19 protein-coding genes and 2 tRNA genes are annotated in these 20,604 nt (G+C 62.4%); 11 read left to right on the plus strand and 10 right to left on the minus strand.

The window, feature by feature from the left end; all coding sequences use genetic code 11:
- Positions 1-29: 29 nt before the first annotated feature.
- The 4 genes from O8W32_04145 to O8W32_04160 all read right to left on the minus strand — a co-directional run bounded on the left by O8W32_04145 (position 30) and on the right by O8W32_04160 (position 5,905).
- Entirely contained in the window at positions 30-1,484 is a 1,455-nt protein-coding gene (locus O8W32_04145) for a pyridoxal-dependent decarboxylase (protein ID WII10016.1), read from the minus strand.
- A complete protein-coding gene (locus tag O8W32_04150) occupies positions 1,471-2,814 on the minus strand; it encodes a diaminobutyrate--2-oxoglutarate transaminase family protein (protein ID WII10017.1) in 1,344 nt (447 codons plus the stop codon). Before O8W32_04150 ends, O8W32_04145 begins: the two co-directional genes overlap by 14 nt.
- Positions 2,815-3,215: 401 nt before the next feature.
- The gene (locus tag O8W32_04155; protein ID WII10018.1) at positions 3,216-4,532 is read right to left on the minus strand and encodes a replication-associated recombination protein A; all 1,317 of its coding nucleotides are present in this window, start codon (positions 4,530-4,532) and stop codon (positions 3,216-3,218) included.
- Positions 4,529-5,905, minus strand: a complete 1,377-nt coding sequence (locus O8W32_04160) for a replication-associated recombination protein A (protein ID WII10019.1) — start codon at positions 5,903-5,905, stop codon at positions 4,529-4,531. Before O8W32_04160 ends, O8W32_04155 begins: the two co-directional genes overlap by 4 nt.
- Positions 5,906-5,949: 44 nt before the next feature.
- Between O8W32_04160 and O8W32_04165 the strand changes: the two genes are divergently transcribed.
- Positions 5,950-7,317: an MATE family efflux transporter gene (locus tag O8W32_04165; GenBank protein WII10020.1), complete on the plus strand. Its 1,368-nt coding sequence runs from the start codon at positions 5,950-5,952 to the stop codon at positions 7,315-7,317.
- A gap of 47 nt (positions 7,318-7,364) precedes the next feature.
- Here O8W32_04165 and O8W32_04170 read toward each other — a convergent pair.
- Positions 7,365-7,451 (minus strand) — tRNA-Leu (locus O8W32_04170).
- A gap of 92 nt (positions 7,452-7,543) precedes the next feature.
- Complete coding sequence (locus tag O8W32_04175; protein WII10021.1) at positions 7,544-7,762, minus strand: hypothetical protein; 219 nt, start codon at positions 7,760-7,762, stop codon at positions 7,544-7,546.
- A 205-nt stretch (positions 7,763-7,967) separates the two neighbouring features.
- Between O8W32_04175 and O8W32_04180 the strand changes: the two genes are divergently transcribed.
- Both O8W32_04180 and O8W32_04185 read left to right on the plus strand, forming a co-directional pair.
- Positions 7,968-9,263, plus strand: a complete 1,296-nt coding sequence (locus O8W32_04180) for a phosphomannomutase (protein WII10022.1) — start codon at positions 7,968-7,970, stop codon at positions 9,261-9,263.
- Positions 9,264-9,381: 118 nt separating this feature from the next.
- On the plus strand, positions 9,382-9,609 hold the full coding sequence (locus tag O8W32_04185; GenBank protein WII10023.1) for a hypothetical protein: 228 nt from the start codon (positions 9,382-9,384) through the stop codon (positions 9,607-9,609).
- A gap of 58 nt (positions 9,610-9,667) precedes the next feature.
- Here the strand turns inward: O8W32_04185 and O8W32_04190 are convergent, their stop codons facing one another.
- Positions 9,668-11,284: an NAD(+)/NADH kinase gene (locus O8W32_04190; protein WII10024.1), complete on the minus strand. Its 1,617-nt coding sequence runs from the start codon at positions 11,282-11,284 to the stop codon at positions 9,668-9,670.
- A gap of 84 nt (positions 11,285-11,368) precedes the next feature.
- On the opposite strand from O8W32_04190, the gene O8W32_04195 reads away from it, so the two are divergent.
- The 4 genes from O8W32_04195 to O8W32_04210 are packed head-to-tail and all read left to right on the plus strand — an operon-like array spanning position 11,369 to position 14,286.
- Positions 11,369-12,028 (plus strand): fibrillarin-like rRNA/tRNA 2'-O-methyltransferase, encoded by a 660-nt coding sequence (locus tag O8W32_04195; GenBank protein WII10025.1) that lies wholly within the window; start codon positions 11,369-11,371, stop codon positions 12,026-12,028.
- Positions 12,025-12,420 carry an NUDIX domain-containing protein gene (locus O8W32_04200; protein WII10026.1) on the plus strand — a complete coding sequence of 132 codons (396 nt, stop codon included), beginning with the start codon at positions 12,025-12,027 and terminating at the stop codon, positions 12,418-12,420. The genes O8W32_04195 and O8W32_04200 overlap by 4 nt, the downstream gene beginning before the upstream one ends.
- Positions 12,421-12,475: 55 nt before the next feature.
- Positions 12,476-12,931, plus strand: a complete 456-nt coding sequence (locus O8W32_04205) for a 30S ribosomal protein S15 (GenBank protein WII10027.1) — start codon at positions 12,476-12,478, stop codon at positions 12,929-12,931.
- Positions 12,932-12,936: 5 nt separating this feature from the next.
- The gene (locus O8W32_04210) at positions 12,937-14,286 is read left to right on the plus strand and encodes a DHH family phosphoesterase (protein WII10028.1); all 1,350 of its coding nucleotides are present in this window, start codon (positions 12,937-12,939) and stop codon (positions 14,284-14,286) included.
- 113 nt (positions 14,287-14,399) lie between these two features.
- Here O8W32_04210 and O8W32_04215 read toward each other — a convergent pair whose 3' ends face one another.
- Positions 14,400-15,383, minus strand: a complete 984-nt coding sequence (locus tag O8W32_04215) for a bifunctional N(6)-L-threonylcarbamoyladenine synthase/serine/threonine protein kinase (protein WII10029.1) — start codon at positions 15,381-15,383, stop codon at positions 14,400-14,402.
- Positions 15,384-15,513: 130 nt separating this feature from the next.
- On the opposite strand from O8W32_04215, the gene O8W32_04220 reads away from it, so the two are divergent.
- Positions 15,514-15,589 (plus strand) — tRNA-Val (locus tag O8W32_04220).
- 414 nt (positions 15,590-16,003) lie between these two features.
- On the opposite strand, the gene O8W32_04225 is transcribed toward O8W32_04220, so the two are convergent.
- Positions 16,004-17,125 (minus strand): IS110 family transposase, encoded by a 1,122-nt coding sequence (locus tag O8W32_04225; GenBank protein ID WII10030.1) that lies wholly within the window; start codon positions 17,123-17,125, stop codon positions 16,004-16,006.
- A 210-nt stretch (positions 17,126-17,335) separates the two neighbouring features.
- Here O8W32_04225 and O8W32_04230 point away from each other — a divergent pair, with 210 nt between their 5' ends.
- The 3 genes from O8W32_04230 to O8W32_04240 all read left to right on the plus strand — a co-directional run bounded on the left by O8W32_04230 (position 17,336) and on the right by O8W32_04240 (position 19,964).
- Positions 17,336-17,797, plus strand: coding sequence for a hypothetical protein (locus tag O8W32_04230; protein WII10031.1), 462 nt, complete (start codon positions 17,336-17,338; stop codon positions 17,795-17,797).
- A 232-nt stretch (positions 17,798-18,029) separates the two neighbouring features.
- Entirely contained in the window at positions 18,030-19,601 is a 1,572-nt protein-coding gene (locus O8W32_04235) for a transposase (protein ID WII10032.1), read from the plus strand.
- A gap of 177 nt (positions 19,602-19,778) precedes the next feature.
- The gene (locus O8W32_04240) at positions 19,779-19,964 is read left to right on the plus strand and encodes a hypothetical protein (GenBank protein ID WII10033.1); all 186 of its coding nucleotides are present in this window, start codon (positions 19,779-19,781) and stop codon (positions 19,962-19,964) included.
- Between the two features lie 67 nt (positions 19,965-20,031).
- Here the strand turns inward: O8W32_04240 and O8W32_04245 are convergent, their stop codons facing one another.
- Positions 20,032-20,595, minus strand: a complete 564-nt coding sequence (locus O8W32_04245) for a MarR family winged helix-turn-helix transcriptional regulator (protein ID WII10034.1) — start codon at positions 20,593-20,595, stop codon at positions 20,032-20,034.
- Positions 20,596-20,604 lie beyond the last annotated feature (9 nt).

Raw genomic sequence — 20,604 nt, forward strand, 5'->3', positions numbered from 1 at the left:
GGGGAAACCGAAGGCTGTCCGGGGCCCGGTCAGGAGAGCGAGGTCCCGATCTCCTTGATCCTGGCTATGATTGAGTCGATCGTAGCGTGGTCCAGGTTGGGGTTGAGGAGCGTGAACTTCAGCATCACGCGGCCGTCCATGACGGTCTGCCCGATGACTGTGCCCTCGTCCATCAGGCGGCGCCTGATCCCCTTGTTGACCCCGTCGCCCCTGTCCAGGGCGAACACGACCGAGGAGATCTCCGGTTCCACGGGGGCGATGAAGTCTGGGTCGCCGGAGATCCTGCGGTAGAAGTAGGCGGCGTTCTCCACGGCGGTGTCGATGAGCCTCCCGTAGCCTTCCTCTCCGCGGGTCTGGAAGGCCATGAAGACCTTCAGGGCGTCGAAGCGGCGGGTGGTCTGCATGGACTTGCCGACCAGGTTGATGTATCCCTCCTCCTCGTCCTCCTCGCGGTTGAGGTAATCGGCGTGGAGCTCGAAGCATTTCAGCCTCTCCCCGTCCTTCATCAGCAGGGCCGAGCAGGAGATCGGGAGCAGGAACATCTTGTGGAAGTCCACCGTGACCGAGTCGCAAAGGGAGACCGCGGAGATCCTCTCCCTGTACTTCCTGCTCATGATGAGCCCGGAGCCGTAGGCGGCGTCGGCGTGGAGGTGCATGCCGTAGCGGTCGCAGAGCGCCCTCATGCCGCGGGCGTCGTCGATGGACCCGAAGTCGGTCGTCCCGAGGGTGGCGACGGCGCAGAACGGGAAGAGCCCCGCCCTGACGTCCTCCTCGAGCATCTCCGCGAACGCGCCGAGGTCCATCCTGCACTTGGAGTCCACTGGGACCTTCCTGACCGCCTCATACCCCATCCCGAGGATGTGGCAGGCCTTCTCCATGGTGAAGTGGGAGACATCGGACGCATACAGGCGCAGCTTCCCGAACTCGGGGGGCAGGCCTTTCTTCTTGACGTCCCAGCCGAACTTCTCCATGCAGTACCAGTCGCGGGCGGCCAGTATGGCCGAGATGTTGGACTGGGAGCCGCCGGAGGTGAAGCACCCGTCGGCGGTCTCGGGCGGGAAGCCGTAGAGCCCCTCCAGGCCCCTGATCATGCTGACCTCGAGCTCGGTGGCGGCGGGCCCCTGGTCCCAGCTGTCCATGCTGTCGTTGAAGCAGGCGATGATGAGCTCCGAGCAGATCGACTCTGTCAGCGCGGGCGAGTGCAGGTGGGGCATGTACTTGACGGACCAGGTGCGCAGCATGTTCGGCAGGATGACCTTCTCGGTCTCCTCCAGGACCTTATCGAAACCCTTCCCCTGAACGGGCAGGAACCCCAGGTCCCTGACCTCCTTCCTCAGCTCATAGGGGCCGATCCCGGAGAAGGCGCTCCCGTCGGAGTACGATGAGAGGACAGCCCTCAGGGTCTCCTCTATCATCTCTGTGAATCTTTTCTTCACATCCTCCGAATCGGAGAGGAGCACCGGGATGCTGTCAGACGCGGGCATCGGCGTCCACCTGCCTGATGACCTTCTCGAGGACGGCCATTGCCTTCTCGATGTCGGAATCGGGTATGTTGAGCGCGCAGAGGCACCTCATGACGGCGCCGTTCCTCCCGCCCCTCTCCATGATGAGACCGTTCTCGAAGCACAGCCTCTGCACGCGGGCGGCGATGTCCCCGCTGGGCTCGGGAACGCCCATCAGGTCCTTCGGCCCGCGGGGGTCGATGAGCTCGATGCCGTACATCAGGCCGCGGCCGCGGACGTCGCCGATGATGGAGACCTCCTTCTGGAGCTTCCTGAGGCGGCCCATCATGTACTCTCCCTTGCGGGTCACCTCGGCCAGGAAAGCGGGGTCGCTGATCCTCCTGATCACGACGGTCCCCGCCGCCATCGCCAGCTGGTTTCCGCGGAAGGTCCCGGTGTGCGCCCCGGGGCCCCATTTGTCGAGGTCCTTGTCGTAGACGACCACGGACAGGGGCTGCGATCCCCCTACGGCCTTGGAGATGAGGATGACGTCGGGGACGATGCCGGAGTGCTCGAAGGCGAATACGTTCCCGGAGCGCCCCATCCCGCACTGGATCTCGTCGCAGATGAGGGGGATCCCGAGCTCCTTGGTGACCCTGCGGACGGCCTGCAGGAACTCGTCGGGAGCGGGGATCACGCCTCCTTCTCCCTGGATGGCCTCGAGGATCACGGCGGCGGGCCTGGTGACCCCGCTGTTGGTGTCCTTGAGGAACCTCTCGAAGTAATTGATGCAGGCCCTGGTCCCCGCCTCGCCGCCGATGCCCATCGGGCAGCGGTAGGAGTACGGATAGGGCATGAACTGGACCCCGGGCATGAGGTTCTGCACGTGCTCCTTGGGGTGGAGCTCCCCGGTGAGGGCGAGGGCGCCGTGCCCCATGCCGTGGAACCCGCCGGAGAAGGCGATGACGGTGCCCCTGCCGGTGGCGGTCTTGCAGAGCTTGATCGCGGCATCCACGGCGTCAGTGCCCGAAGGGGAGCAGAACTGCACTTTGGCCCTGGAAGCGAGCTCTTTGGGGATGATGGAGAGGAGGGCATCGACGAACCTGTCCTTGACAGGGGTCGCAAGGTCCAGGGTATGGAGCGCGGCTCCCGACTGGATCAGGTCGACCATCGTCCGGTTCACCTCGTCGTCGTTGTGCCCGAGCGCAAGGGTCCCGGCCCCGTTGAGGAAATCGATGTACTTCCTGCCGTCCGCATCCTCTATCCATGATCCTTTCGCGGACTTGATCGCGATAGGGAATTTGCGGGGATAGCTCCTGGCGGAGGATTCGTACTCGTTCTGATGCTCAACGAAGTACCGGTTGTTCTGCATAAGTGCTCGAAAAAACCCATCATATAAAAAACATATAACTAAAAATTCTGAATAAAACGGATATTTGTCTAAAATTATTTTATAATATTCATTGCCCATCTAACAAAATAGACTACAAACAATTGAAATATCCGTAACGGAAAATTCCGGGCCGGAAGCACCCCAGATCATGGGAGATGCGCATATAGGTGCATTCGCGAACTCGCAGGAGAGATGAAACCAGGCCCGAAAAACAGTAACAGTAACCCAATTAGTCTGACATGCTTCTTTGCGATGAGTTCCGATGTTGCGGCCCCGAACGCCCAGCGTCTGTGTCGCACTGGGTCCGGGGAGGCTCTTATAATATTAAAATTGGCCCCAGCAGGCGGCCTTACGGATGCATCATCCATCCTGGCGGGCGTTCAGAGAGGCGGGTCCTTCCTGATGCCCGCCTTCCAGTCCCTGATCGCCTTCAGCCTGCGGGCGTAATACTTCTCGTCGCCCTTGGTGCCGGGAACGTAGTACCTCCTGTCCCTGAGCGAGTCCGGAAGACACTGCATCTTCGTGATCTTCTCCTCCGAGGCCTCGGCATGCTGGTACCCCTTCCCGTAGCCGAGGCCCTCCATGAGCTTGGTGGGCGCATTGCGTATCTGCATGGGCACAGGCTCCCCGGGGGAATGGTGGACGTCCCAGAGAGCGTGCCCTATGGCCATGGGCACCGCATTGGTCCTCGGGGCCATCGACATGTAGATAGCCGTCTCCGCGAGGATGAGCGCGCTCTCCCTCTCGCCGAGCTCCGAGCAGGCCTCGTAGCAGGCCGCTGCCATCTCCATGGCGGTGCTGTCGGCCAGACCGACGGTCTCCGGGGCGGCCTCCATCAGCCTCCTGGCTATGTACTTGGGGTCCTCCCCTCCCGCGAGCATCCTCGCCAGCCAGTAGACCGCCGCGTCCGGGTCGGTGTTCCGCATCCCCTCGTGGAAGGCCGAGATGATGTTGTAGTGCTCCTCGCCGTTCCGGTCGTAGCGGACCGCACGGTCCCCGAGGCTCCCACTGATCGCCTCCTTGGTAACGATATCCCCGCCGGACAGCTCGACCGCGGTCTCGAAGGCGTTCAGCGCCGCGCGGGCATCGCCGTCGGCGAAGGCGGCGATCCTTCTCAGGCCGGCGTCGGAGCATTCAATGCTCCTGCCCGGGAAGCCCTCGGCGGCCGCCTTCTTCAGAAGGGCGGTTATGTCCCCCTCGGACAGCTTCGAGAGGACGAAGACCTTGCAGCGGGACAGCAGGGCCGAGTTCAGCTCGAACGAGGGGTTCTCGGTGGTGGCGCCGATGAGGGTTATGCTCCCCTTCTCCATGTACGGCAGGAACTCGTCCTGCTGGGTCCTGCTGAAGCGGTGAATCTCGTCCACGAAGAGCACGGTCCTTCCGCCGCGAGAGGCCCTCGCCTCGGCGTCCGACATGATCCTCCTGATCTCCGGGACACCGTCTTTGACGGCCGATATCGATACGAACTCTGCCCCCGTGGAACGCGCGATTATCCCTGCCAAAGTGGTCTTCCCGGTGCCGGGAGGGCCCCAGAGGATCATCGAGGGCACCCTGTCCGCCTCGATGGCGTGCCTCAGGAACTTCCCCTTCCCGAGGAGGGCCTCCTGCCCCACATACCCGTCCAGGGTCTTCGGGCGCATCCTGCTGGCCAGGGGCTCGGGGTCCTCGGTCCCTGTATCCAATGATGTCTGGGTCATTCGGGAGGCTCCCCGCGGCGGCCGGCCTTCCAGTCCCGGATCCCCTGCAGGCGCTTGGAGATGTACGCCTCGTTGCCGCGGTTCCCCGGCTCATAGTAGATCCTGTCCTTCAGGCCGTCCGGAAGGCACTGCATCTTCGTGACCTTGGCCTCGGTCCCCTCGGGGTACTGGTATCCCTTCCCGTATCCCAGCTGCTCCATGAGCTTCGTCTCGGCGTTCCTGAGCTGCATGGGGACGGGCTCGTTCGGCTTCCCGCGGACGTCCGCCATCGCGCTCTCTATAGCCTTCGCGACGGAATCCGACCTGGGGGCGAGGGAGAGGTATATCGCCGTCTGCGCGAGCGCGAAGCGGCATTCGGGCATGCCCATGTTCTTGCAGGCGAAGAAGCAGGACACCGCCTGCAGCATGGCATTGGGGTCGGCCATGCCGACGTCGTCCCCCGAGAACTCGATCATCCTCCTGGCGATGTAGCAGGGGTCCTCCCCGCCGTCCAGCATCCTCGCCAGCCAGTAGACCGCGGCGTCCGGGTCCGAGTTCCTCATGGACTTGTGGAACGCGGATATGAGGTTGTAGTGCTCCTCGCCCGTCTTGTCGTAGAGGAGGGAGCGCCTGCTGACGCAGTCGGCGACGGCTTCCTCGGACACCATGATGGCCCCGTTCTCCTTCGGGGAGTCCGAGGCGGCCGCCTCGAGGGTGTTGAGGGCGGTGCGGGCATCGCCGTTGGCGAACCTCGCGATGACATGCGCCAGGTCGTCCGATATCACCGCCTTCGTCCCCGGGAACCCCTTCTCGGCGGCGCGGAGGACCAGCCCCGCGACGTCGTCCTCGGACAGCGCCTTCAGGACGAACACCTTGCAACGGGACAGCAGCGCCGAGTTCACGTGGAACGACGGGTTCTCGGTGGTGGCGCCGATGAGGATGATGCTGCCTTTCTCCACATAAGGCAGGAACGCGTCCTGCTGGGCCTTGTTGAAACGGTGGATCTCGTCCACGAACAGCACGGTCCTCCTCCCGGACGCACGCCTCTTCTCGGCGGCGTCCATGATCGCGCGGACCTCCTTCGCGCTGCCGGTGACCGCCGAGAAGGGGATGAACTCGGCCGAGGTGCGGACGGCGATTATGTGCGCCAAGGTCGTCTTCCCGACGCCCGGCGGGCCCCAGAGAATCATGGACTGCATGCGGTCCTGCTCGATCATCATCCTCAGCACCTTGCCTTCGCCGAGCAGGTGCTCCTGGCCGACGAAACCGTCCAGGCTGTCCGGGCGCATCCGCCCTGCCAGCGGCTCCCCCGGCCCGCGGACGGGCTTCCGGGCCGATTTCGGCTCGTCTCCGAAAAGCGTTGTCTGCGCCGTGACCTTCCCCTCCTTCTTCATGGACAGCATAAGGATTAACTAGATAAACGCTAGACGGAGGGCAGATGCACGGAACCGATGTCCTGACCTCTGAGCCCCGCACCGCGCTCAGGGCGATGGCGGTGCCGATAGTGATCTCGCTTCTGGTGGCCCAGATCAACGCGTTCGCGGACACCTTCTGGTGCTCCGGGCTGGGAGGGGAGGCGCTGGCCGCCCTGGGGCTGGGGATTCCCATGTACGCCGTCGTCGCCGGGATCGGGAATGGGATGGGGATCGGCATCTCCGCCGCCGGGGCCAACAGGATAGGCGCGGGGAAGAGGGACGAGGCCGCCGAGATCGTCAGGCAGGCCATCCCCGCGATGCTCATCGTCTCCCTCGCTGCCGCTCTGCTCTTCCTTCTGGCCGGGAGGCCCGTGGTGGATTGGATGGGAAGCGGCGGAAGCGTCAGCGGGGAGGCCTGGGAGTATTGCATCCCCTGCTTCATCTGCTCGGCCGCCATCATCATGCCCAACATCTACGCCGGGGCCCTGCGCGCCGAGGGGGACGCGGGACGGTCGATGTACATCCTGGCCTTCGGGGCCCTGCTGAACATGGTCCTGGACCCGGTCTTCGCTTATGGCCTCGGATACGGGATATCGGGCCTCGCATGGGCGACCTCGGTTTCCTCCGCGGCGGCGGCCGTGCCCGCGGCCTACTGGTACCATGTGAAGAAGGACACCGAGCTCCGCATCTCCTACGGAGGGTTCAGGTTCAGGAAGGGGCCGGTGAAGGCGTTCTCCTCCATCGGGGTGCCCAAGGCCGTCGAGCTCGACATCTTCTACATCTTCAACATCCTGATGCTGTACTTCTTCGTGAAGGTCGGAGGCCCGGACGGGTCCGCCCTCTACAATTCCGCGTACAAGTACGTCGACCTCATCGGAGTCATACCTGCGGGGATCGGCGGGGCCATCGCCACCGTCTGCTCCGCCCAGTTCGGGATGGGGGACTTCGGCAGGATACGCAGGACCGTGTCCGAGGGGCTGAAGATATCCCTCATCGCCGTGACCGCTGCCGCCGCCGTGCTGTTCGTGTTCTCCGATTGGTTCGCGGCCGTGTTCGCATCCGGGGACTCGGCGTACCTGAGGGCGGACCTGGCCCGCACCATCCGCCTGTACTGCCTGTTCATACCGATACTCGTCCTCAGGGACATCGGATCGGCCCAGCTGCAGAGCATAAGGATGGCAGGGTCCTCGATGGCGTCGGCGCTCATCAGGAACCTGGAGATGACCGCCGCGTTCTGGGCCGCATCGTATTTCTCGCTCGATGCCGAATGGTGGGCGCTGATAACCGGGCACTGGCTGGGGGCCCTGCTCATGTGGGCCTGGGCAGAATGGGGGCTCAGGCTCAGGGAGCGCGAGCACAGAAAAGCAGAAGCGGGGAGAGAGGCTGCATGACGGGGCCGCCGGGGGAAATGCCCTCAGGCAGGCGGAAATGAGAGTGATGGTGCAGAGAGCGGGATTCGAACCCGTGGACCGCTAGGGATTAGACCCTGAATCTAACGTCGTTGGCCATGCTTGACTATCTCTGCAGGTGGGGTTCCCCATCGCGTTCTTCTATTAAAGGATAAGTGTTGGAAGAAGTTTGTGGAGTTTGATTTCCTGTCCGGAGATGTGCGTCCGTTCAGGCGTTCATGATCTTCATCCAGCCGCCGGACTCGTAGACGGCCAGGTTCCTCTTCTTGAGGATCGCCTCGAACTCATCCCAGGAGATGACGTCGAGACGCCCGTTGGTGCCCTTGGTGAACTGGACGCCCTCGGTGCCCTTGACCTTTCCGGGGTTCAGACCCTTTATCTTCGCTATCTGCTTGGCCTTGGCTATTGTTATTCTCTCCATCGCCATTTCAAAACCTCATACTGCAGTTTCTCTTAATGAAGATAAACTCGCTGAATAGTATATAAGACTTATCGAAAATTCAGGTTCCGAGTTGCAAAAAACGTCATATCTGGGTCTTTTTGGCTGCGAGTTTGCCGATATATCCCGGCCCGTTCTCCTGCCGTCTGGGGCCCTGCCAAAAACTATTATCGGCGGTGCCCATCATGAGTCCATGGACGGCAGCGGCGGAGCGGTATCCCTGACGGACGACATGACCCCCTCGAGGGCGCTCTCCCTCGGGACCAAGCTGGGGTCCGTATGCCTGAAGGTGGCGGTAGGGCGCGACGCGAACCCGAGCAGCCAGATGATCGCGGCGGCCTTCATGGCCGGCCTGACCTCCGCCGGCGCGGACGCCATCGACGCAGGGATAATCCCTGCGCCCGGCCTCTGCATAGCGTTCAGGGACCGGGTCGACTGCACGGTCCATGTCGGCTCCCCCGACGATTACGGGCACATCGCCGGCATCCGCATCCGCCTCCCGGAGGGCTCCCCCTTCCCGCTCGAGCGCCTGGACGGCGCGGACGGAGAGCTCCCGCCTTTCAGCGACGTCGGCTGCATACGCTCCGAGCCGGGAGCGGTGGACGCGTACATCGATTCGTTCCCCGAGGGCGAGGGCGGAGGCTACATCCTCTCGGACACCGGAGGGAACAGCACGTCCGTCTGCGCGGACCGCATCCTGAAGAAGAGCGGGGCGGACCCGATCGGCCTGAACGCCCACATAAGCGGCGGCGCCCCTCCCCGCTCCCCCGGCATAGACAGGGCGGAGCTGGCGGGGCTGTCGAGCTTCGTGAACGCGAGCACCGGGTCCATAGGCATAGCGTTCAACGGCGACGGCACCAGGCTGGCCCTCCTGGACGAGAGCGGGAAGTTCGTTCCCGGGGACAAGCTCCTGGCGATAATGCTGCTGGCCGTCAAACCGTCCAGGGCCGTGGTCCCCTATGCCTCTCCCAGCATCGTCGACGATGCGTTCTACAGGTACAGGCCGCGCGGGAAGAACGGCGGAGGGCTGATCCGCCACGGGAACTCGCTGGAATCGATAATGAAGGCCGCGAAGGACAGCGGGGCCGATTTCGCCGGCACCCTGGACGGCCTCTTCGTGTTCCCGAAGAGGACCCAGTGCCCGGACGCGCTGGCCGCCGCGGCCGAGATCTCCAAGCTCGCGGGGGCCAGGAGCATAAGGAACGTGCTCGAGGGTTTCCCCAGATACACCGTCAGGAGGACCTACGTGGACTTCGACGGGTATTTCAGCGCCTTCACCGACCGCTTCCTGAACTCTGTGAAGGATGCGGACGTGAGCAGAGTCGACGGCGGCGGAGGGCTCTGCATCCAGATGAGCCGCGGGATCCTCTACGTCAACCCCGACCCTTCCGACCCGAAGAGGATCGAGATCTCGGCGGAGTCCGGGGACCCTGTTTACCTGGCGACCATGCTCGATGAGGCGGAGGAGCTCGTCCGCGGCTCGATCTGACCTTCGCGGGGCCTGCGGGTCGGCCTTGGTGCCGTCGGCGTACAGCATGTCGAGGCGGACCTCATCGCCCGCTGAATTATAGGCTTTCCAGCTGGTCCTGTCGTACGGCTGGCAGGTGATGAAGTGCACCCCGCCCATGCTCCCGAAAACCTGCAGGTCGTCCTCCGACGCCTCGTTGGAGTACCCTGGATGGGAATGGGCCGAGCCGGTCCTCTGGAAATCGATGGGGTCCATCCAGTCCATGATGAAGCTGTGGGAGTCCCCGAACACCGTCCCGGGGAGCATGACCATCTCGTCGATGATGCCGCCGTGCGCCCGGTGCAGGCAGATGAACTCGTCCGGGTAAACGGACCTCGCGGATTCGTTCAGGGCATCGATGAAATCGATGCTGACCCCTTTGATGTTCATGACGAGTTCACCAGCTTCTCCGTCAGGCTCTTGTAGAAGTCGCGGTCGAAGCGGATGATCCTGAAGCTCTGGGAGGACCTGACGAACGTCAGCCTCGAGCCGCCCTCGACCTTATGCTCCAGGAGCCCGTCGATGACCAGCAGGCATCCCTTGTCCAGCACGCAGTCGACGTCCACCTTGCTCCAGCTGGGCACCACGATGGGGCGGGAGGAGAACTTGTAGGCTGCCATCGGTACGATGACGAGGGCGTCTACCCTGGGGTCGACCACGGGGGCGCCGAGGCTCATCGCATAGCTGGTGGACCCGGTCGGGGTCGAGATGATGATCCCGTCCGCCCTGACCTCCGTGGCGAGCCTGTCGTCGACGTAGATCCTGAACTTCCTGATCTTCGCGATGGAGTCGGAGTGCACCACGGCCTCGTTGACGGCCGGGTCGAACATCTCGTCCCCGCAGGCGGTGTCCAGCTTGAACCTCTCCTCCATGGTGTAGTCGCCGTTTCTGAGCCTGGCGATGCCCTCTTCTATCTGGGAGGGCTCGAGGGCGGCCAGGAACCCGACGCCGCCGGCGTTGATGCCCATGACGGGCGCCGAGTTGGCGTTCAGCGTCCTCAGGATGGTGCCGTCGCCGCCGATCGTTATCACGGTGTCCGCATGCATGTCGGAGATCTCGAGACCGTCGTCCCTCCCGAGCACCGCGGCGGCGGACTTGTCGAGCACTATGCTGGCGTCCCCCAGTGACTCGATGACCCTCTCCAAGTAGCCCCTGACGCCGTCCACCTTCGGGTTGGCGACGATGCCGTAGACCCTTCTCCTGCCGGACATGAGGTGCTTGCGGGTGATGAAATCGTAGAGGGACGGGCTGGAGACCGCGATGAAGTTGCCGCGGGTCTCGAGGTCGAACGGCATGTCGAAGTCCGCTCCCTCCAGGGTGTAGATGTATCCCCCGGCCTCCCTGAGGATCAGGTACGAGGCGGCGATGTCCACCACGCGGATGGCGCGGGTGTACCTCTCGGAGTTCATGTAGACCCCGTCGGCGGTGCCCTCGGCGACGAACGCCATCTCCAGCGAGGAGCAGCCGTAGGAGCGGGAGGATTTCACCCTCTTCCCGAGCTCCCAGGCGGACGGATGGGCGCCGTTCCCCGTGTAGATCATCATGAGGAGGGAGCTCTCCTTCGGGGCGCGGACATGCAGCCTGCGCCCGTTCTTGTACGCCCCCTTCCCCTTCTCGGCCCAGTACTCGTCCCCGGTCGCCGGCATGAACAGGTAGGCCAGCCTCTCATCGGACAGCCTGGCCGACCCGATGGCCATGGACACGGTGTACAGCGGGACCCCGGCGATGGCGTTGTGCGACCCGTCGATGGGGTCGAGGACCATGGTCTCCTCCGCGCCGTTGTCTATGAAGCCGATCTCCTCGCTCAGGACGTTCAGGGCGATGTCGTTCCTGACGATGTAATCGAGAACGGTGTTCTCGGCGACCTTGTCGATGAGGGCGGTCGGAGTGCCGTCCGCTCCCATCTCGATGTCCCTCCCCTTCTCCTCCTGTGTCGGGATCTTGTCGATGTTCTCCTTGACCGCCGCCCCGATGGCCTTGAGGACCTCCAGCGTGACTTCCATATGGACCTTGCTATCGTACGTGCGCGTATAAAGACAGCGCGCCGGCGCACTTTTTTTATCGGCGGCGCCGCATCGGAGTGGGGAATGCAGCCCATGGATTTCACATCGGGGACCGTTTTCGCGGAGAACGGCCGCCTCTACACCCTCTCGGCGGCGCCCGGGACCCGCGTTTACGGGGAGAGGACCGTCACGGCGGGCGGGAAGGAGTACCGCGAATGGGACCCGCACCGCAGCAAGCTCGCCGCCTACCTGGCGAACGGGGGGAGGGCGTTCCCGTTCCTCCCGGGGTCCTCCGTCCTGTACCTCGGGGCCTCGAGCGGGACCACCCCGTCGCACGTCTCCGACATAGCCAGCATGGGGAAGGTCTACTGCGTCGAGTTCGCCCCCAGGATGTTCAGGCAGCTGGTCTCGAACTGCCGGCCGAGGAAGAACATGATCCCGATCCTGGCCGACGCCACCCGGCCTTCGGAGTACTCTTTCATGGTCTCGCACGCCGACATCGTCTACCAGGACGTGGCGCAGAAGGGGCAGGCCGACATCCTGGCCGACAACATGGAGGCGTACGGCGCCGAGCACGGCATGATGGCGGTCAAGGCGAGGTCCGAGGACGTGGCCGAGGAGCCGGCGAGGATCTTCAGGAAGGCCGAGGAGCGCCTGAGGGAGAGAGGGTTCGAGATCGTAGACGCCAGGCGCCTGGAGCCGTTCGAGGATTCCCACGAGATGATCGCCGTGAGGCGCGCATGACCCCGGACACCGGCTCGACGGTGTACGCCGTCGCGTTCCGCGGCAGGAGGTTCCTGATGGTCTTCAACGCCCGGAGAGGGGGCTGGGAGATGCCCGGGGGGCACATCAAGGAAGGCGAGACCCCGGAGCAGGCCGCCGTCCGCGAGACGCGGGAGGAGTCCGGGTTCGCGATAAAGGTGGTCGCGACGAGGGACCTGGGCCACTGCTATGTGTGCGCGGCCGTCGCGGATGCCGGGGCCGCCGACGGGGACTGCGAGATGGAGAGCTCGTTCTTCGGCTCGCTCCCGGAGAAGCTGTCCTTCCCCAGGGAGGAGTATTTGGACACCGTCCCCTGGGCGGAGCGCGAGCTGGACGCCTGCGGGGCCTCCGATCGGCCTTACAACACACTTTAAATAGGGAACACCGATAGGGAAGACCTAGCCTCGCCGCCAAGATGAGTGATTCATAATGGCAAGAATGCACGCAAGAAGAAAGGGAAAGGCGTCCTCCAAACGCCCCATGATCACCGAGAACCCCGACTGGGTCCCCCTGTCAGCCACCGAGATAGAGGACAAGATCGAGGCATTCGCCAACGAGGGTATGTCCCCCGCTATGATCGGCATGGTGCTCAGGGACCAGTACGCCGTCCCCAACGTGAAGCTCGCGACCGGTAAGACCGTCACCGAGATCATGGCAGAGAGGAAGGCCAGCGGAGCACTTCCCGAGGACCTCGCCGCCCTCATGGTCCGCGCGATCAACCTCAACAACCATGTTTCAGCAAACCCGAATGACGTCGCCAACAAGCGCGGACTGACCCTGATCGAAGCGAAGATCAGGCGCCTGGAGCGCTACTACAAAGAGAACGGCGTCCTTCCCGAGACCTGGAAGTATTCTCTCTCCAACGCTGAACTGATGCTCAAGTGAGCTTCATGGAAGGTTTCGACCTGCCTTCTAAACTTCTTTCCGCCCTGCGGGCGGCCGCGGACACTGTCCGCGGCCATGATTTTATCCAATGCTACTCGCACTTCGATGCCGACGGCATAACCGCCGCCGCCATCATCTCGAAGGCCCTACTCCGCGAAGGGAAGGAGTTCCGCATGACGATCTTCCCGACGCTCAACGAGGAGCAGATGAAGACGATCGAGGAGACCCCGTCGGAGTGCGTCCTGATAACCGATCTCGGAGCATCCTACATCAAGCGCTTCGATGCCCTGCCCTGCGACGCGGTGGTCCTGGACCACCACACGGTGAAGGACCAGGCGGAGAAGGCCGTCTACGCCAACCCCCACCTGTACGGGATCGACGGCATGACCTCGGGATGCGGCGCGACGATGGCGTTCCTTTTCGCTGTCACCCTTGACGAATCCAACTGGGACCTCGCGCCCCTGGCCCTCGCCGGCATGGCAGGGGACAGGCAGCACATCAACGGCCTCAGCGGGCTGAACGCCTTCGTCCTGAGCGGCGCTGAGCAGAGAGGGCTGGCCGAGGAGAGGCCGGGCTCTCTGATCCCGCCCGGGAAGCTCTCCGAGTCCCTTTACCTGTCCACCGACCCCTACATCCGCGGAGTGAGCGGCAGCGAGACGGGGACGGCGGCCCTGCTGGCCGATGCGGGGATATCCGGGGACAGGTCCCAGGCGGACCTGACCGAGGAGGAGAAGGACAGGCTGTCCAGCCTCATCGCCCTGAAGCTGATCTCCCAGGGGGTCACCCGCGAGAAGCTCGAGGAGCTGGCCCGCACCAGGTACTGGCTCCCGGGCTGGAGAACCGATGCTGAGTCGCTCTCAGGCGTCCTGAACGCCGCCGGGCGCTCCGGGGAGGCCGGGCTGGGCGTCGCCGCAGGGATGGGCGATGCCGAGTCCCTGAAGGCCGCCGAGGAGATCGACAGGGCATCCTCCAGGGAACTCCTGGAGGCAGTCCTGGCCGTCGACAGGGAGGGCCTGGTCCAGATGGAGAACATCCAGTGGTTCGATTCTTCCGTCGTCGGCTTCACCGGGATGGTCTGCGGGACCGCCATGAGCTACTTCGCCGACCCGTCGAAGCCCACTGTCGGCGTGAACACCTCCGACCCGAAGGCGAACGCCTCCTCGAGAGCGACATTCTCCCTGCTCGATGCAGGCGTCGACCTCGCCGAGGCCATGTCTGAGGCCGCCAGGGCCGCAGGCGGCGAAGGGGGAGGCCACAAGATCGCTGCAGGCGGTTCGTTCCCGTCCGAAAGGGTGCAGGACTTCCTCAGGGCCGCCGACGAGGCCGTCGGCCGGCAGAAGAAGACTAAGAACTGAGAACAGCATCCGGCCGGACCGATTTGAACCGACCGGAGCAGGTATCTGAGGTACAGCCATTGTCTGAACGCCGGTTCTGACTCGGCAGATGGCTGAGAACGATATTCCCTATATCAGTCGCGCCAGGTAACGGGGACCTCGTCGGTCCTGAAACGCTGCCTGACCTCGGTATCAGCGATGTCCATCCTGACCCCGGAGCCGTACATCAGGTTCCCCAGCCAGGCGATCATGGCGCCGTTGTCCCTGCAGAGGTTCCTGTCGGGGACGAACATCCTCCCGCCGCGCTCCTTGGCCATCTCAGAGAGCATATCGCGGAGACGGCCGTTCTGGGCCACCCCGCCGCCCAGGAGGACCTCTGACTTGCCCACATGGGCCATCGCCCTCTCCGTGACCTCTGTGAGCATCGCGAAGGCGGTCTCCTGGACTGAATAGCAGATGTCCTCGATCCTGCAGCCCCTGTCCCTGTAGGACTCGGCGGCTGTCAGTATCCCGGAGAAGGAGATGTCCATCCCCTTGACCGAGTAAGGGAGGTCCAGGAGCCTGTCGCCGTCCTTGGCCAGCTTCTCGATGGCCGGCCCGGCGTAGAATCCCAGGCCGAGCTCCCTGCCGAGCTTGTCCAGCATGTTCCCGATCCCGACATCCTGGGTCTCTCCGAAGATGCGGTAGCGGCGGTCCGAATAGGCGATCACCTGGGTGTTGCCTCCCGAGGCATACAGCAGGACCGGGTCGGAGCATCCGGTGGTCGCATTGCCGATCTCGATATGGGCGATGCAGTGGTTGACGCCGACGATCGGGACCCCGAGGGACAGCGCGAGGGACCTCGCGGCGGTGCCCGCGACGCGCAGGCAGGGGCCGAGGCCCGGGCCCATGGAGAACGAGACCAGGTCCACGTCGTGAATGGAGATCCCTGCCTCTTCCAGGGCCTTCCCGATGTCTCCGGCGACGACCTCGGCATGGTGGTTGGCCGCCTCCCTGGGGTGGAGCCCGCCCTGGGGCGGCCGGTACATGTCGATCACGTTCGACATTATCTTCCCGTCCGAATCGACGATGCCCACGCCCAGAGTGTGCGCCGTGCCCTCGATCCCCAGCGTTATCATCGCCCTTCCATGGAAGTCGTGATAATAACCGTTTCCCAAATCTTCCTGCATATCGGAGGGCCAGAACCTGCCGGTCCGGGACCGGGCATTCGGAAAGTATAATTATATCCAGTTATTACAGAGGCCTACTGGGCTCGTGGTCTAGGGGTTATGACGTCACATTGACATTGTGAAGGTCGCCAGTTCAAATCTGGCCGGGCCCACCATCTTAGATGGCCAGCAAGATTTTTTTAGGTCATGTTAAATTTTAATCCGAAATCTCAGCCGGGTTCCGGCTGATCATCACGGCCGCGTTTCGTTAACGGGGACCTTATTCCATTCAGGCAGCGCCCGCCAACCACATTATCAGCCCCGTTTTGGTTAAACTTTGCGTAGCTTCCGCTGTGCGACCGCCTTCTGCAGGTGCTGTGCCTCAGCTCTCGTGCGGGCGGGATCTCCGCCGGGCCGCCATCTTATTCACGCCCATCCGCCCCTCCGGGACGGAGGACCTCACCGCGTATCCGGCTGTCCCTCGGCTTTGCGCCATCTTTTGCTTCGGCCTGCCGCTGATGCGGCGGCCAAATGGTGCTCGGCGATTAAGGCCCCGGGATGCCCGCGCTCGGCGCCCGCATATCAGGGGTTCAGTCCGCCGCCGGATCCCCCTCCGCTTCCTCCGCCATCTCGGCGGAGCGTTCCAGGAGCTCCCTGTCGGTGCTGAAGGGCCTGCGGTTCCTCAGCACCGACCAGACCACGGTCACCAGCTTGCGCGCGGCCGCCACCTGGGCCTCCCGGTGGGAGACCCCCCTCGCCCTCAGCCTGTTGTAGAGGGCCGAGACCACCGAGTCCTCGGCGGTGCGGACGTGGACGATCGCCGACTGGCACAGCAGCCTGCGCATCTCTCTGTCGCCGCGGTGCGTGGTCGCGCACCGGTGCGAGGTCTCCGCCGATTCGCGCACCTTCGGCACCAGGCCGAAGTACGCCGCCAGCTGGGCCGACGACCCGAAGCGCTTCACGTCGATGATCATAGAGACCGCGTACGCGGCCGAGACCGCGCCGAACCCCGGGATGCTCATCACCAGGTCGAAGTCGGTGATGTGCCCGAACGTCGCCCGGATCAGCCTGGCCTCCTCGTCGGTGCGGGCCTTTATCGACCTCGCCTCCGACACGAGGAGCCTCAGGCAGGTGTCCCTCGAGTCCCACATCTCCTTCATCGCCTTCTTCGAGAAGATGTCGGAGTAATCCTTGCTCAGCCTGATCCCGTGGAGGAGCATGTGCATCCTGGCCCGGCGCTTGAGGTCCGCCAGGTGCCTCTTCTCCGCGAGGACCGCGCGGCATATCTCGCGCCGCTCCATCCAGACCGGGGACGGCATCTTGCAGACGGCGAACTCGCGCTCGCCGTTCAGCCTCCGCCGCATGTACCCCGCGAGCTCGGCCGCATCGTTGGCGTCGGTCTTCTTCACGGACTTGGTGATCCGGTAGAGGTCCTGGGCCTGCGCCACGACCGTGTCGATCCCGAGGTTGGTCAGGACCCAGTAGGTCTCGTGCGTCTTCGTGGAGTTCTCGATGAGGACATGCGCCTCATGCCCGCGGAGCGCCTCCGCGATCCGCGCTATGTCCTCGGGCTCCGACGGCTGCGTGCCGTGGTCCCTGTTGAAGCGCCTCAGGAACTCCTCCTCGTCTTCGCTCGGCTTCCCCGGGCCCGCATGGACCGCGCAGCATACCGCGGTCTTCTTGTGCAGGTCCATCCCGATCGCTATCCTCAAGCTTTCCTTGCCTCCCTGCCGCAACCTTCCCCGGAGGCCTGCCGAGGCGCCAATCTTTATCTCAGGTCGGCGATATTCCTCTCGGCCTGCGGTTTTTTGTTGCAACTATGAATCAGCAGGTCGCTTTTTGAATGGGGCGGTCTTCTCTACACAGTGGACACCGATACTGCCGCCCTGGACGGAGGAAGGGCTCTGCCCGGAGGCGAGAGAATGAGGACAGGGCCCGGGAAGCACGGTCGGACCGGCGTGACTGCATTCAGTATAAATATCTCCGAATGCAGTATCGATTTCAGGGAGAAGATGACGGCTCCGGAAGGAGCCGGACCCTTGAGGCGGGTCAGTCCCGATCATTCCTTACGGAATGTCGATGACGATCACGGCCTCGTCGGTCATGATCATCAGACGGAATCCGCGATTCCGACACTTGGTGACGATCAGTACGATCTTCTCGCCTCCTGCCGGGACGGTTCCGCGCATGCCGGGTGTAAGAGGTTCGGCATGCGCGAACTTCCCGTCTCCCGGCGTCCTTCTGAATGCGGCGTATCCGAAATAAACATATCGGGATCGCGCATCTTTACAACATACCACATCCCCGAAGGGGATGTAAGAGAACAAAATGGGGCCAGTGAGGTTCAAATTTTAAGAATCGGTCTTATTCCATTTCTTTTTTGAGCCTAGCCAAGGCCAGTTCTATTCCATGCGACCAGCTCGCGAACTCGTGCTCCTGCACTCCCTTGTCGAGGAACTCGAAAAGATCCTGCGAGATTGTGATGTTCAGAGATTTTTTGTTGCGTTTTGTAACCTCACCTATGCTGAGTTTTGATAACGAGGCAGGATCCTGATTGTCTGGCTCATGTGATTCCGGCAAAGGGTATTTATATAAACATCGTTATCACTATTAACGATGTCATACAACGTGATCCAGCAGCAAAAGACCAAGACCGGGACGAGGTACTATCTCTACGAGGTCACTGCGGAATGGGATCCCGTGAAGAAATGTTCGAAGCAGAAACGCAGATATCTCGGTCCATGCGACGAGAAAGGCAATCTGCTGAAGAAGCCCGCGAAGAAGCAGACCATAGTGCGCAGTCCGTCCTACGGGCCGTACTACATCATGTGGAACCTCGCCAGGGAATCGCATCTGGATGAGGTGCTGACCAAGATCTACGGTGCGAGGAACGCGAAGAGACTCCTGGCTCTTGCCATACTGGGAATCACCGACCCGGGCAGCGGGGACCTCCTGGAGGAGACGGTGGAGGACACCTACCTGCGCGAACTGATGGACATGGATTGGTCCTTCGAACAGTCGGAGGTCTGCAGGTTCCTGCAGACCGTGGGCGAGGATGCCGGCAGGAGGGAGGACCTCTTCGCGGAACTGTGTCCCGGGAAGGGATGCATGATCTTCGACATAGTGTGCATGGGCACCGACTCCGACGGTCTGGAGTATTCCGAAGCCGGACGCAAGGCACGTTTCACAGGTTCGAAGCAGTTCAATCTCGGTATGGTGCATTCGATGGAGGACGGGCTGCCCTTCTGCTACCGCACCTATCCCGGTTCGGTGGCCGACGTGGTCACCCTGGACATAATCGTTGCCGATCTGAAGAGGATGGGTTGCGACGGTTTCGAGATGGTGATGGACAGGGGGTTCTTCAGCGCGGGCAACGTGGAACTGATGATGGAACGCAGTGCGGGATTTACCGTCCCCGTACCGGCCAGGAACTCCATCCTGAAACTCCTGATATCCGATAGTGTGAAGGATATCGAATCCCCTCTGAACACCGACTATCTGGCGGGCAGTTCTGTACGCGGTTACGAGACCAGGGTTGTATTGGAGGAGGGGGAGTTCTCCATAGATCCCGACAAAGGGACGATAAGGGCCGTGGTATTCCAGGACGACGCCCGCAGGCAGACGGAGGTCTCTACCTTATACAGGAGGATCGGCGAGATGGAGAGTTTCCTGGCGGATAGGAAGTACGACGCATTCCTGCCGAAGAAACTGTCTGCGAATCAGATCGAGATATACAATCTGCTGGAGGTATCCGATGCAAACGGGAGATACGATATCCGGAGGAAACGCAACGCCATAACGGCCAAGGAGAACGGATGCGGAAGGTTCGCTGTTCTTACGACATCCGATCTGCCGTGGAAGGAACTCATGATAGAATACAGGCAGAGGAACGATGTGGAATACGATTTCTCCCAATTGCAGTCGGACCTGTTCATGGGGATCAAAGGGAAATCTGATCAGAAGTCCGCCGAAGGAGGGCTCCTGGTGAACTTCCTTTCCCTGAGACTGAGACTAACTCTTCTGGACAGGATGAAGACCGCAGGGATAACGGACGAGATGTGGATCCCCAAGTTCATGAAGATCATGAGGAAACTGAGGATAACCCTGGTGGGCGACGAGTGGCGCCTCAACGAGGTCACGAGGAAACAGAGGGAACTCATATCCAAACTGGGTCTTCCGCTGCTGTGACCTCGTTATCAATTATCTGCATAAGTGAGGTTGTAACTACCATACGTAACAAAATTCTGCACAAACGGTTGAATAAGACCCAAATTAATCTTTGTACTGCAAAGATTACCTTTGCAGGAAGACCAGAATATAACGAAATCGACGCTATCGGCGCAAGCTTTAGACGGCTCCTCGAAGGTGTTCTGCATCATATGCCCGGACGGGTCCAGGGTGCACCTCTGCCGCACCACGGCGGAGTGGTCCGCGGCCGCCGGGGACATCCTCGTCTGCAGGGAGTATGAGGGCGACTACGCGAGGATCAACTGCGATAAGGAGGTGCGGGACGCCCTCGGCGATCAGTGGAGGACCAATCCGATAAACTGATTCCTCGAACCTTTTTCCCAAACTTTTTCTCGTTTTTTATTAGTCTGCAATCTGGCGCTATCAACGATTATTTCCGCGTGTCTGGCACAAGAAAGTTACTGGTCTGGCCGGACCCACCATCCCCTTCGTTTTCGCTGATGCGCCCTTCAGGCGCTGTTCCTACTGATCCCTTGTTCCTGCCGGCTGCGATCATCTTCCTGATGTTCTCGCTGAGCCTGCGCGTATAGGCGATGACGCTGCGGATCATCTCTTCGCTCTTCTCCGCACCCAGGACATCGAAGGCATTCTCCGAGGCCTCGTACAGCGGCAGGAGCAGCTTCTCCGCGTAGGCCGTGCCCGATTCGGTGAGGCGGACCTGCTTGTTGCGGCGGTCCGAAAGGTCCTCGGACAGCTCCGCATAGCCTTTCTCCCAGAGCGCTCTCACGATCTGATTGACACTCTGCTTCGAGCACATCATCGCCTCGGAGATCTCCTTCTGGGATATCGGGCCTGCATCGTACAGTATGTCGAGCACCAGCAGGCTCGTGTAGCTCATTCCGACTGATTTCGCATAATCCTGGTAGAGCCTGTCGGCGGCCGCTGTCGAGTCCATCAGCCTGTCCGTCCGGTCGGTCTTCTTGCTGCCTTCCATGCACCCCGT

This window comes from Methanomassiliicoccales archaeon LGM-DZ1 (assembly GCA_030168595.1).
Lineage (GTDB): Archaea > Thermoplasmatota > Thermoplasmata > Methanomassiliicoccales > Methanomethylophilaceae > Methanomethylophilus.